The organism is Streptomyces sp. NPDC102406, from assembly GCF_044765725.1.
Taxonomy (GTDB): Bacteria; Actinomycetota; Actinomycetes; order Streptomycetales; family Streptomycetaceae; genus Streptomyces.
Window position 1 is genome coordinate 508,150 of sequence record NZ_JBIWKP010000003.1, and the last position, 12,161, is coordinate 520,310.

13 protein-coding genes and 1 pseudogene are annotated in these 12,161 nt (G+C 72.8%); 4 read left to right on the forward strand and 10 right to left on the reverse strand.

The window, feature by feature from the left end; genetic code table 11:
- The first annotated feature begins 76 nt into the window (after nucleotides 1-76).
- Nucleotides 77-565 carry a fluoride efflux transporter FluC gene (locus ACIRF8_RS16245; protein WP_404215226.1) on the forward strand — a complete coding sequence of 163 codons (489 nt, stop codon included), beginning with the start codon at nucleotides 77-79 and terminating at the stop codon, nucleotides 563-565.
- Nucleotides 562-936: a fluoride efflux transporter CrcB gene (gene crcB / locus ACIRF8_RS16250; protein ID WP_404215228.1), complete on the forward strand. Its 375-nt coding sequence runs from the start codon at nucleotides 562-564 to the stop codon at nucleotides 934-936. Before ACIRF8_RS16245 ends, crcB begins: the two co-directional genes overlap by 4 nt.
- A 52-nt stretch (nucleotides 937-988) precedes the next feature.
- Here crcB and ACIRF8_RS16255 read toward each other — a convergent pair.
- Nucleotides 989-1,186: pseudogene (locus ACIRF8_RS16255) on the reverse strand (penicillin-binding protein); the annotation flags it as partial.
- Nucleotides 1,187-1,450: 264 nt separating this feature from the next.
- Between ACIRF8_RS16255 and ACIRF8_RS16260 the strand changes: the two are divergent.
- Entirely contained in the window at nucleotides 1,451-2,626 is a 1,176-nt protein-coding gene (locus ACIRF8_RS16260; protein ID WP_404215230.1) for a spore photoproduct lyase family protein, read from the forward strand.
- Between the two features lie 10 nt (nucleotides 2,627-2,636).
- On the opposite strand, the gene ACIRF8_RS16265 is transcribed toward ACIRF8_RS16260, so the two are convergent.
- The 9 genes from ACIRF8_RS16265 to ACIRF8_RS16305 all read right to left on the reverse strand — a co-directional run bounded on the left by ACIRF8_RS16265 (nucleotide 2,637) and on the right by ACIRF8_RS16305 (nucleotide 11,057).
- Nucleotides 2,637-3,287, reverse strand: a complete 651-nt coding sequence (locus ACIRF8_RS16265; RefSeq protein WP_404215232.1) for a CoA transferase subunit B — start codon at nucleotides 3,285-3,287, stop codon at nucleotides 2,637-2,639.
- The gene (locus tag ACIRF8_RS16270; protein ID WP_404215233.1) at nucleotides 3,287-4,087 is read right to left on the reverse strand and encodes a CoA transferase subunit A; all 801 of its coding nucleotides are present in this window, start codon (nucleotides 4,085-4,087) and stop codon (nucleotides 3,287-3,289) included. The genes ACIRF8_RS16265 and ACIRF8_RS16270 overlap by 1 nt, the downstream gene beginning before the upstream one ends.
- Before the next feature lie 41 nt (nucleotides 4,088-4,128).
- Nucleotides 4,129-4,884: an SDR family NAD(P)-dependent oxidoreductase gene (locus tag ACIRF8_RS16275; protein WP_404215234.1), complete on the reverse strand. Its 756-nt coding sequence runs from the start codon at nucleotides 4,882-4,884 to the stop codon at nucleotides 4,129-4,131.
- A complete protein-coding gene (locus ACIRF8_RS16280) occupies nucleotides 4,881-5,891 on the reverse strand; it encodes a fumarylacetoacetate hydrolase family protein (RefSeq protein WP_404215236.1) in 1,011 nt (336 codons plus the stop codon). The genes ACIRF8_RS16275 and ACIRF8_RS16280 overlap by 4 nt, the downstream gene beginning before the upstream one ends.
- An 89-nt stretch (nucleotides 5,892-5,980) precedes the next feature.
- Entirely contained in the window at nucleotides 5,981-6,919 is a 939-nt protein-coding gene (locus tag ACIRF8_RS16285) for a VOC family protein (protein ID WP_404215238.1), read from the reverse strand.
- Complete coding sequence (locus tag ACIRF8_RS16290) at nucleotides 6,916-7,932, reverse strand: amidohydrolase family protein (RefSeq protein WP_404215240.1); 1,017 nt, start codon at nucleotides 7,930-7,932, stop codon at nucleotides 6,916-6,918. Before ACIRF8_RS16290 ends, ACIRF8_RS16285 begins: the two co-directional genes overlap by 4 nt.
- On the reverse strand, nucleotides 7,929-9,059 hold the full coding sequence (locus ACIRF8_RS16295) for an FAD-dependent oxidoreductase (RefSeq protein WP_404215242.1): 1,131 nt from the start codon (nucleotides 9,057-9,059) through the stop codon (nucleotides 7,929-7,931). Before ACIRF8_RS16295 ends, ACIRF8_RS16290 begins: the two co-directional genes overlap by 4 nt.
- Nucleotides 9,060-9,093: 34 nt before the next feature.
- Nucleotides 9,094-10,059 (reverse strand): cyclase family protein, encoded by a 966-nt coding sequence (locus ACIRF8_RS16300; protein WP_404215244.1) that lies wholly within the window; start codon nucleotides 10,057-10,059, stop codon nucleotides 9,094-9,096.
- Complete coding sequence (locus tag ACIRF8_RS16305; RefSeq protein ID WP_404215246.1) at nucleotides 10,056-11,057, reverse strand: fumarylacetoacetate hydrolase family protein; 1,002 nt, start codon at nucleotides 11,055-11,057, stop codon at nucleotides 10,056-10,058. Before ACIRF8_RS16305 ends, ACIRF8_RS16300 begins: the two co-directional genes overlap by 4 nt.
- A gap of 137 nt (nucleotides 11,058-11,194) precedes the next feature.
- On the opposite strand from ACIRF8_RS16305, the gene ACIRF8_RS16310 reads away from it, so the two are divergent.
- Entirely contained in the window at nucleotides 11,195-12,127 is a 933-nt protein-coding gene (locus ACIRF8_RS16310; protein ID WP_404215248.1) for a LysR family transcriptional regulator, read from the forward strand.
- Nucleotides 12,128-12,161: the final 34 nt, after the last annotated feature.

Genomic DNA, 12,161 nt, shown 5'->3' on the forward strand with positions numbered 1-12,161 from the left:
CGCGGGTAGGCTGCTCCGCGCGGGTGGCAGGCCCCGCCGAGAACGAGACGCACCCGTGGAAGGGGCCCGCGCGCCCATGCGAGACGAACCCGCAGGCCCCGACATCGAGCGGCCCGCCCCCGCCCGGGCCGCCACTGCCACCGCCGCGCCGCGCCCGGTGGCGTGGCGCGGTCAGGGGCCCGTGCTCGGGGTCGTCGCGCTCGGCGGCGCCCTCGGCGCCTCGGCCCGCTACGGCGCGTCGCTCCTGTGGCCGACGGCGACCGGCGCCTTCCCCTGGACGACCCTCGGGGTGAACGCGGTCGGCTGCGCCCTCATGGGTGTCCTCATGGTCCTGATCAGCGATGTGTGGGAGGGCCACCGTCTCGTCCGCCCGTTCTTCGGCACCGGCGTCCTCGGCGGCTTCACCACCTTCTCCACGTACGCCGTCGACATCGGACGACTGACCGACCTCGGTGAGGCGCGCACCGCGCTCGGCTACCTGGTGCTGACCGTGTGCGTCGCTCTCGCGGCGGTGTGGGCCGGGACCCGTCTCACGCGCGCGCTCGTCGGACGGAGGCCCCGGTGAACTGGCTCCTCGTGATCGCGGGCGCCCTGGTCGGCGCGCCCCTGCGGTACGTCACCGACCGCGTCGTCCAGGCCCGGCACGACACGGTCTTCCCGTGGGGCACGTGGGCGGTGAACGTCGCGGGCTCCCTGCTCCTCGGCCTGGTCACGGGCGCGGTCGCCGCGGGCGCCGCCCCCGCCCAGCTCCAGCTCCTGCTCGGCACGGGCCTGTGCGGCGCCCTGACGACGTACTCCACGTTCTCGTACGAGACCCTGCGGCTCGCCGAGACGGGCCCGCGCCTGTACGCGCTGGCCAACGTCGTGGTCAGCGTCACCGCGGGCCTGGGCGGAGCCTTCACCGGAGCGGCCCTCGCCCAGGCGCTCCAGCTCTGAGGACCCGCCGGGCGGCACCGGCCGCAAGAGCCCGGCCCTCGAAGGCAGGCACTCAGGACGGGTCGCCCGGCATCGCCGACAGCGGGCTGTGCAGGATCGGGCCGGCCGAGCCGCCGCCCGTGACGCCCTGCTCCACGACGCAGGCGACGGCGACGTTGCCGCGCCGGGCGACCAGCCAGCCGTTGTCCGAGTCGCCCTCGGAGACCTCCGCGGTGCCGGTCCTCGCGCCGATGTCCCCGGGCAGATCCGACTCCCTGAGGAAGCGCCCCCATTCCTCGTCCGGTACGGACGGGCCGTCCTTGTCCCCACCCGCGTCCACGCTGCTCTTCCCGCCGCTCTGTACGCCATCGGCCGACGGCCGGTCCTGTCTCGGCCGGTCGCCGCCGCAGCATGATCGCACGGGTGTTCCCGAAGAAGGACGGGCGTCCGGCGTGTGCGGGGCCGGTCGCGCGACCTCGTGCGCTTTGATCGGCGAGGACAGATCGGGCCCTTTTCGGCACGGAAGGCACAGCACGTGGAACAGCCGACGGGATCAGCCGCGGAACAGCCCGGGCAGGAGACCCTGTTCGACTGGCAGGACCTCGCCCCCGCACCGGCGGCGCACAGCCCGTTCCGGGACAGCCCGCAGGCCCGCCGGATGCTCGACGTGCGCGAGGTGTACGCGGAACCCGCCGCCCTCGACTCCCCGCGCGGCCGGCAGATCATGGCCCGGCTGCGCGACGACGTACGCGTCATCGAGGTCGACAACCACTGGCGCATCCCCGCGCTCCACGGCAACGACGGCAACATCGACCGATGGGTCCGCATCAAGACCGAGACGCTCGTCCTCGGCGTCAAGCACAAGCTCACCACCCGCCCCAACGGCAGATCGGCCGACTGGATCGCCCCCGGCCCCTCCAACGGCTGCGCGATGTCCTGCGCCTACTGCTACGTCCCCCGCCGCAAGGGCTTCGCCAACCCCATCACCCTGTTCACCAACATCGAGGCGATCGTCGCGCACGTCCGGCGCCACGTACGGGCCCAGGGCCCCAAGCGGGAACCCAACCAGTGCGACCCCCAGGCCTGGGTCTACGACATCGGCGAGAACGGTGACTGCTCCGTCGACGCCCTCGTCAGCGACAACACCGCGGATCTCGTCGCCGCGTTCCGCACCCTGCCGACGGCCAAGGCGTCCTTCGCCACCAAGTTCGTCAACCCCGACCTGCTCGCCCTCGACCCGCGGGGGCGCACCCGGGTGCGGTTCTCCGTCATGCCGCCCGGCGACGCCCGCCTCCTCGACATCCGCACCAGCCCGGTCCCCGAACGGATCGCCGCCGCGGCCGACTTCCTCGACGCCGGGTACGAGGTCCACTTCAACCTCTCGCCCGTCGTCCTGCGCCCCGGGTGGCAGCGCGACTGGGCCGATCTCCTCACCCACCTCGACGACGTCCTGCCCGCCCGGGTGAAGGAACAGGCGGCGGCCGAGATCATCATGCTGACCCACAACGAACCCCTCCACGAGGTCAACCTGGGCTGGCACCCGCGCGCCGAGGAACTGCTGTGGCAGCCGGACCTCCAGGAGACGAAGCGCTCCCAGAACGGAGCCCTCAACGTCCGCTACGCCCTGGAGGTCAAGCGACAGGCCCTGACCCGGCTCCACGAACTGGTCGCGGAACACGCGCCGTGGCTGCGCATCCGCTACGCCTTCTGAAGCCGGGCCACTAGCAAGCCGTCGCGGTGCTGCGCAGGAGCAGCGGTGCGTCGGTGCGGGCCACGATGTCCTCCACGGTGACGCCGGGCGCCGTCTCGACCAGGGCGAGGCCGTCGTCGGTGACGTCCAGGACGCCGAGGTCGGTGATGATCCGGTCCACGCAGCGCTCGCCCGTGAGCGGCAGGGCGCACTCCCGCAGCACCTTCGGGCTGCCGTCCTTCGCGGTGTGGTCCATGAGGACGATGACGCGGCGGGCGCCGTGGACGAGGTCCATGGCGCCGCCCATGCCCTTGACCATCTTGCCGGGGATCATCCAGTTGGCGAGGTCACCGCGGGCGGAGACCTGCATGGCGCCGAGGACGGCGGTGTCGATGTGGCCGCCGCGGATCATCCCGAAGGAGAGCGCGGAGTCGAAGAACGCGGCGCCCGGAAGCACCGTGACCGTCTCCTTGCCCGCGTTGATCAGATCCGGGTCGACCTGGTCCTCGGTGGGGTAGGGGCCGGTGCCGAGGATGCCGTTCTCGGAGTGGAGGACGACATGCACGCCCGCCGGGAGATGGCCGGGGATCAGGGTGGGCAGGCCGATGCCGAGGTTGACGTAGGAGCCGTCGGTGAGTTCGGCGGCGGCGCGGGCGGCCATCTGGTCGCGGGTCCATGACATCAGGAACGTACCGTCTCTCGGGTCGGGGGCGTCGGGGGCGTCGGGGGCGTGGTGAGCGTGCGGCGCTCGATCCGCTTGGCGGCGGCCTGCTCCGGGGTGAGGCGCACCAGTCGCTGGACGAAGACCCCGGGGAGGTGGACGGCGTCGGGGGCCAGTTCGCCCGGTTCGACGAGCTCCTCGACCTCCGCGATCGTGACGCGCCCCGCCATGGCGGCCAGGGGGTTGAAGTTGGCGGCGGCGCGCCGGAAGACGAGGTTGCCGTGGCGGTCGCCGCGCCAGGCGCGCACCAGGGCGAAGTCGGTGCGGATGCCGTGCTCCAGGACGTGGGGACGACCGTCGAAGTCGCGGGTCTCCTTGGCGGGGGAGGCCACGGCGACGGTGCCGTCCGGGGCGTACCGCCAGGGCAGTCCGCCGCTCGCGACCTGTGTGCCGACGCCGGCCGGGGTGTAGAAGGCGGGGATGCCCGCGCCGCCCGCGCGCAGGCGTTCGGCGAGGGTGCCCTGCGGGGTGAGTTCGACCTCCAGCTCACCGGAGAGGTACTGGCGGGCGAACTCCTTGTTCTCACCCACGTAGGAGCCGGTGACGCGGGCGATGCGCCCGGCGGAGAGGAGGACGCCGAGGCCGTGGTCGTCGACGCCGCAGTTGTTGGAGACGACGCTCAACCCGCCCGCACCCTTCGCGTGGAGGGCCGCGATGAGGACGTCGGGGATGCCGGACAGGCCGAAGCCGCCGACGGCGAGGGAGGCGCCGTCGGGGATGTCGGCGACCGCCTGCGCGGCGCTGCCGATGACTTTGTCCACGGTGGTACGGGTCCTTTCGAAGGGGAGTCGCCGCGGACGCCTCAGGCGTCCGGCTGCTGCTGCAGGGCGTCGGAGATCGACTTGGCGCCGCCGTGCGCGGTGTAACCGCCGTCGACGGGGATCTCGGCCCCGGTGATGAACGAGGCGTCGTCCGACAGCAGGAAGGTGACGAGCGGGGTGATCTCGTCGACGGTGCCGGTGCGGCCGAGCGGGGTCTCGCGCAGGTTGCTCGCGCGGAAGGCCGGGTCCGCGGACGCGGTCATCTCCGTCTCGATGAAGCCGGGGTGAACGGTGTTGACGCGGATGCCGCGCGGCCCGAGTTCGAGTGCCGCGGTCTTCGACAGGCCGCGCAGCGCCCATTTGCTGGCCGTGTACGCGACCGGGTAGTGGGCGGTCAGCGCGGCCGACGAGCCGACGTTGACGATGGCGGCGCCGGGCGGCATCAGCGGGGTGAGGTGCTGGATGCCGAGGAGCGGGCCGGTGACGTTGACGGCGTGGACGCGGGCGAAGTCCTCGGCGCTCACGTCGCCGATCCGGGCCCGCCAGGTGACGCCCGCGTTGTTGACCAGCCCGTGGACCTGCCCATACGCCTCCCGCAGTGCGGCGGCGAGCTGTGCCCACTGCGAGGCGTCGGTGACGTCGAGGTGCCGGACGCCGTCCGCCTCGGCGACGTCGGTGGCGATGACCCGCGCGCCCTCCCGGGTGAGCGCCGCCGCCTCGGCGGCGCCCTGCCCGCGGGCCGCGCCGGTGACGACCACCACCTTGCCGAGCAGCCTCTTGGGGCGCGGGTCGCTCACGGCCGCTCCCGGCCGCGGCGGCGCCCCACCGGGATCGGCAGCGGGGCCGCGCCCGCGACGACCGTGTTGGAGACGGAGCCGATCCCTTCGACGGTGAGGGTGACCGTGTCGCCCGGCTTCAGCGGCGGCGGGCTCTGCTCGCCGCGCAGTCCCCACAGCTCGGCGAGGCAGCCGCCGTTGCCGCAGGTGCCCGAGCCGAGGACGTCGCCGGGGGCGACGCGGGTGCCGCGCGAGGCGTAGGCCACCATCTCCTCGAAGGTCCAGCTCATGTTGGAGAGCAGGTCCTTGCCGGTGACCTGGCCGTTGACCTCGGCGGTGAGGGCGAGGCGCAGGAATCCTTCGGCATCGCGGTGGGGCTCCAGCTCGTCGGCGGTGACCAGGTAGGGGCCGAGCGTCGTCGCGGTGTCCTTGCCCTTGCACGGGCCGAGGCCCACCTTCATCTCGGCGGACTGGAGGTCGCGGGCCGACCAGTCGTTGAAGACGGTGTAGCCGATGATGTGGTCGCGGGCCTGCTCGGGGGTGAGGTCGCGGCCCTCGCGGCCGATGACGGCGGCCACCTCCAGCTCGTAGTCCAGGGCGGTGGAGCCCGGCGGCACCGGGATGTCCTCGTGCGGGCCGAACACCGCGTGCGGATTGGTGAAATAGAAGGTGGGGGCCGCGTACCACTGCTCGGGCACGCCGCTCACCCCGTCGACGGAGCGGCGCACCCCCTCGACGTGCTCCTCGAAGGCGACGAAGTCCCGTACGGAGGACGGCTGGAGCGGGGGCAGCAGCCGCACCTCGGAGACGTGCGGACCGGGCGGCATGTCGAGCGCGGCGGCCCCGGCGTCGAGGAGGGCGGGCAGTCCGCCGCCGGCCCGGATCAGCTCGGTGAGCGAGGTGGCGCCGGGCACGGGGTAGAGGGTGCCTCCCCCAGCCTCCGGCCGGGGGGACCCCGATCTCGTTTCGCTCGCCTCGACGACGGCGACGCGGGTGCGGTGGTGATGTTCGTAGGTGGCGAATCGCATACGGGCTCCTGGCGCGGGGGCACCGGGGGCGCGGGGGGTGTGAGTCAGGGCATGACAGGGCCGCCGCGCCCCCGGAACTCGGGGTGGGATCAGACCGGCGGGGCGACGAACACGCCGCGGTCGGGGTCGTTGAACGACTCCTTGGCGATGAGTTCGTTCATCGCGTTGGCGGTGCCCCACTGGTCGGTGACCTCGGGCTGCGAGAAGTCGTAGACGTGCGGGTGCCAGGTGTCCTCGTCGAGCAGCTCCAGCTCCGTCGTGTACTCGACGGTGTTGCCGTGCGGGTCGAGGAAGTAGGTGAACGTGTTGTCGCCCGCCATGTGCCGGCCGGGACCCCAGATCTTCTTGAACCCGGCCCGCATCACCCGGCCGGAGCCGCGCATGTACTCGTCGAGGCCGCGCATCTCGAAGGAGACGTGGTGCAGGGCGGTGTGCGGGCCCTGCGCGATCGCCATGGAGTGGTGCTGATTGCTGATCCGCATGAAGTGCATGACCTCGCCCATGTGCGGCGAGCTGAGGGTGTCGGACAGCGCGAAGCCGAGGTGCCGCTCGTACCACTCCCGGGTCCGGTTCAGATCGGGGGAGTTGAGGACGACGTGCGACAGCTTGACCGGGATCGCCTCCTTCTCCTCGATCTTGCGGTGCTGCCGTACCTCGACGTCGGCGGAGACCTCGATGGTGCGGCCGTCGACGTCGAAGAAACGGAAGCCGTAACCGCCTCCCGGGGTGTCGACCTTGCCGGGCCGCGAGATCAACTGCACGCCTCCGGCGAGCAGTCGCTCGGCGAGCGTGTCCACGTCGGCCGGGTTCGCGGCGCCGTACGAGACGAGGTCGAGCCGCTTCTCCTCGGCCTTGCGCAGCCGCACCACGTACTGCTCGGGAGAGCCCTCGGCGGCCAGGAAGGAGATCCCGGAGTCCTCGGCGACCTCGGTCAGGCCCCAGACGCCGGAGTAGAAGTCGAGCTGCTTGTCGTAGTCCGGCACGGCCAGGTCGACGTGGCGGAGGTGGGTGAGCAGACGGTTGCTCATGAGGTCGGTCCTTCCGAGAGGAGAGCCGCCGCGTTGCCACCGCGGACGGCGTGGAGGTCGGCGTCGGACAGGCGCGCGGCGCGCAGGGCGCCGACGGGGTCCTCGGTGCCCATGTCGAAGGGGAAGTCGGAGCCGAGCAGTACCCGGTCCGCGCCCGCCACCCGCACCAACTCCCGCAGCACGTAGGGGTCGTGGACGAGCGAGTCGAAGTACAGGCGCCTGAGATAGCTGCTGGGCAGGTGGGCGCAGCCCGCACCGGCGTCGGAGCGGGCCGTCCAGGCGTGGTCGGAGCGGCCGATGTGGGTGGGCAGATAGCCGCCGCCGTGCGCCGCGACGATCTTCAGCGCGGGGTGGCGGTCCAGTACCCCGGAGAAGATGAGGTGCGACAGCGCCACGGCGTTCTCGGTGGGCTGGCCGACCGTGTTGGACAGGTACCACTGGTCGAGGCGCTCGTCGAGCGTGCAGCCGAAGGGGTGGAGGAAGACGATCGCGCCGGTCTCCTCGGCTTTCGCCCAGAACGGTTCGTACGCGGGGTCGGACAACTCGCGGCCCGGCGCGTGACTGGAGATCTCCACCCCCAACAGGCCGCAGGAAAGGGCGTGTTCGAGGGCCCGGACGCACTGGTCGGGGTGCTGGAGCGGGACGAGCCCGAGGCCGCGCAGCCGGTCGGGGGCCGCCGCGCAGTGCGCCGCCGTCGCCTCGTCGGCGAGCCGGTACACCTTCTCGGCCGTCTCCGCCCCGGCCCAGTAGTGGTAGTGCGAGGGGGAGGGGCTGACCAGTTGGACGTCGACGCCCTGGGCATCCATCGCGGCGAGCCGCACGCTCACGTCGGTCATCCGCGGGATGCGCTCGCGCACCATCGGGCCGCTGACGGCGAGGGCGGCGGGTCCGTTGCGCCGGGCGTCCAGGGCGCGGGCCTCGGCGAGCCCGGGGGCGCCGTCCACCAGGGCCTCGACCTCGGGCAGCAGGACGTGGGCGTGCACATCCACGGTGGGTGTTTCGGTGGTGGTCACGGCAGCTCCCTGAGCATGGTCATCGTGCGGCCCATCAGGGCGGGGACATCGGCGTCGCGGACCCCGTCGAGCTGCCACTGCCCGATCTGCACGGACGCGTCGACGACGGGGCGTACGCGGGTGACGCGCCGCTCGTAGTAGGCCTGGAACAGCACGTCGTCCCAGGTGTCGGAGGTGGTCAGCATCTGGGCGAGCACCCAGGCGTCCTCCATGGACAGGGCGGCGCCCTGGGCGAGTGTGGGCGGGCAGCAGTGGGCGGCGTCGCCGACGAGGACGACCCGGCCGCGGTGCCAGGACCCCTCGACCAGCATGCGGTCGAACCAGGTGTAGTTGACCTGCGCCGGGTCGGTGATGTGCGCGGTGATCTCCGGCCAGTGACCGCCGTAGTGCCGGGCCAGGGAGCGCATCTCCTCGGCGTACGAGCCGGTCGGTATGGAGTTGCGGTCCCTGTTCGCCTCGACGACGTACGCGTACAGCGTGTCCTCGCTGGTGGGGCAGTACCCGGCGATGTAGGCCGGGCCCCCGTAGGCGAGGTCGGTACGGGTCACGCCGGCCGGGCGGGGCGCCGCGACCCGCCAGATGGCCATGCCGGTCGGTTCGGGCTTGTCCGTGATGCCGACGGCCGCGCGGGTGGCGGAGCCGAGTCCGTCGGCGGCGATCACCAGGTCGTAGCGGCGGCTGGTGCCGTCGCTGAACGTCACGGTGACGCCGTCGCCCTCCTGCTCCAGGGCCGTGGCGCGGACCCCGAGCCGGACACCGGCACCGCTCGCCCGCACCGCGTCGATCAGGATGCGCTGCAACCGCGGGCGCTGCATGCCGACGGTGGCGGGCAGGTCGTCGCCGCCGGTGCGCAGATCCTCCGCGACGTGCAGGACGGTGCCGTCGGGGGCGGTGATGCCGACGGCGGAGAAGCCGTACCCGGACGCCTGCACCTGCTCCCACACGCCGAGTTCGCGCAGAACGCGCAGGGCGTTGCCCTGGAGGGTGATGCCGGAGCCGGCGGTGGCGTTCCAGTCGTCCTTCGCCTCGATGAGGTCGACCGCGATCCCGGCGCGGCGCAGCAGGATCGTCGCGGCGTTGCCGGCCGCGCCGCCGCCGACGACGAGGACCGTGCGGGGTGTGCTCATGGGGGAACTCCCTTGTTCCGCGGGGTGGTGCGGGTTACTTGACGGCGATGGGGTTGACGGGCGAGCCGACGGCGCCGGTGATGGGCAGCGGCGCGGCCGTGAGCCAGAACTCGTACACCCCGTCCGCCGCGCAGTCGGCGGCCAGCGCGTCCGGGTCCCACATCTCGCCGATGAGCAGGCCCATGTTGGGGATGGCGACCTGGTGCAGGGGCTGGAAGGCGTGCGTGAACTCGTTGGGCCGCACCTCGAAGCCCCAGGTGTCGGTGGCGATCGCGGCGATCTCGGTGTGGTGCAGCCAGCCCGCCGAGGTGAACGACAGGCCGGGCGCGGGACCGCCGGCGTACTCGCCCCAGCCCTCGCGCCGCACCCGGGTCAACTGCCCGGTGCGGACCAGCACGATGTCGCCCCGGCCGACCGTCACCCCGTGCGCCCGCGCGGTGGCGACCAGGTGCTCCTCGGTGACGGCGAACGCGTCGGGCAGTTCGCCGTCCTCGCCGACGACGCGGCCCACGTCGAGCAGGACGCCGCGCCCGGCGACGTGCGGGGCCATGTGCTCGATGCCGGTGACCAGGTCACCGTCGGAGGTGACGACCTCGGCCGCCGCCCGGCCGTTCCACGCCTTGCCGTGGTCGAAGATGTGGCCGAGCCCGTCCCACTGCGTGGAGCACTGGAGCGGCATGGCGATCACGTCGTCGGCGCCGCCGAGCCCGTGCGGGAAACCCTGGTTGCCCAGGGCCGCGTCGGTGCCGGTGTCCAGCATGGTGTGGACCGGGTTGGTCCGCCGCCGCCAGCCCCTCTGCGGCCCGTCCATGTCGAAGCGCTGCGACAGCGAGAAGCTGACGCCCCGTCGGATCAGCGCGGCGCCCTCGCGGCGCTTGGCCTCGTCGAGGAAGTTGAGGGTGCCGAGCACGTCGTCCTCGCCCCAACGGCCCCAGTTCGAGTACGCCTTGGCGGCCCCGGCGATCGTGCCCTCGGGGTCCTCGCGGTCCAGCACCGTCATGACGCCTCCTCGGCCACGCACCGGGTGCGCTGCGTACCGAGCCCGGTGATGGAGCCCTCCATGACGTCACCGTCGCGCAGCAGCCGGCCCCAGTGCATGCCGTTGCCCGCGGGGGAGCCGGTCAGCACCAGGTCGCCGGGGAGCAACCGGGCCGACTGCGAGGCGTAGGAGACCATCCGGGCCACGTCGAAGATCATGTCCTTGGTGGACTCGTCCTGCATGGTCTCGCCGTTGAGCTTCAGGACCAGGCGCAGGTCGCCGGTGTCGGCGATCGACTCGGACGGCACGATCCACGGGCCGAGCGGGGTGAACCCGGGCGCGTTCTTGCTGCGCAGCCAGTCGGTGCCGATCTGCGGCATGTCGCGGCGGAAGACGGTGGCGCGGTCGGTCAGGTCGTTGGCGATCGTGTACCCGGCGACGTACTCCAGCGCCTCCTCGACCGACACCCGGTGCGCGGGACGGCCGATCACGGCGGCCAACTCCAGCTCCCAGTCCGGCTTCTTCGCCCAGGCGGGCAGCGTCACGTCGTCGTAGGGGCCCGTGATCGCGCTCGGCAGACCGATGAAGACGTACGGCAGGTCCTCCGTCGCACGCCGGTCCATGATCTCCGCGGCCTCCGCCCGCCGCTCCTCCTCCGGCCGGTCGTCGCCGGGGGCGCGGTGCGCGACGTGCAGATCGATCACGTGCTGGCGGTAGTTGGCGCCGGACTGGAACACCTGACGCGGCTCGACCGGCGCGTGCACCCGGAACTCCGCCAGCGGCCTGCGCGCCACGCCGCCGTCGTCGGCCAGGGCGCGCAGCCGCGGCAGCACCGCCGGCCAGTCCGCCAGGAGCCGGCCGACGCTCAGCCGCTCGTCGCCGAGGGCGCGGCGCAGGTCGACGACGTGGGCGTCCGGGGTGACGAGAGCGGGGAACTGCGGCCCGTCCGGGGCCGAGAGCGTCGCCAGGGCGAAGGGGCCGGCGAAGAGGGGAGACGCGGGGGCGGGTTTCACGGACATGTCCTCCTGATTGCGGTGGGACTAATCTGGACCCGCCATCGGTGATCAGGGAAATAGATTGTGTGGATGAGCGCCATCCAGCCGACAGATTCCTCCTGGTCAGCGCCGCCCGCACGCCGCAAAGCCAAGGAAAGCCCGTGAACCTGGCCCGCCTGGACCTCAACCTCGTCGTCGCGCTGCGCGCCCTGCTGGAGGAGCGCAACGTGACCCGCGCCGGGCAGCGCGTCGGGCTGAGCCAGCCCGCCATGAGCGCCGCCCTGGCCCGGCTGCGCCGCCACTTCGACGACGACCTGCTCGCGCGCGTCGGCGGCCACTACGAACTGACCGCGCTCGGCCAGGTGCTCCTCGACCGCACCTCCACCGCCTACGACGTCCTGGAGCGCCTCTTCGCGAGTCAGGCCGACTTCGACCCGGCGCGGGAGAGCCGCGAGTTCAAACTCGTGGCGTCGGACTACGCCGTCTCCGTCTTCGGCACCGAACTCGCCCGCGTCGTCCACGAGGAGGCCCCCGGCATCCGGCTCCGCTTCGCGCAGACCCCGCCCACCGTGGTGGACGACACGGCCACCCTGCTCAGCGCCGTCGACGGACTGCTCATGCCGCACGGCGTCATCAGCGACTTCCCCGCCACCGACCTGTACGACGACCGCTGGGTCTTCCTCGTCGCCGACGACCACCCGAGCGTCGAGGACCGGCTCACCCGCCAGGACCTGGCCCGGCTGCCCTGGGTCACCTACCAGCGGACCTACGACGCCCCGGCCGTCCGCCAGCTCGGCATGCTCGGCGTCGAGCCCCGCGTCGAGGTCTCCGTCGACAGCTTCCAGCTCCTGCCCCTGCTGGTCGCGGGCACCCGGCGGATCGCCCTGATCCAGGCGCGGCTGGCCCGGCTGATGGCCCCGCTCGCCGCGGTCCGCGTCCTGGACCCGCCGTACGAGGCCGTCCCCCTCCAGGAAGCCATGTGGTGGCACCCGGTGCACACGCACGACGCCGCGCACATCTGGCTCCGCGAGACGGCGGCCCGGGTCGGCAGGCGGCTGGCGGAGACGCGGGCAGACGGCGAAGGGCCGTCCTGACGGGGCGGTGCCGCGGGGTCCCGGTATCCGTGTG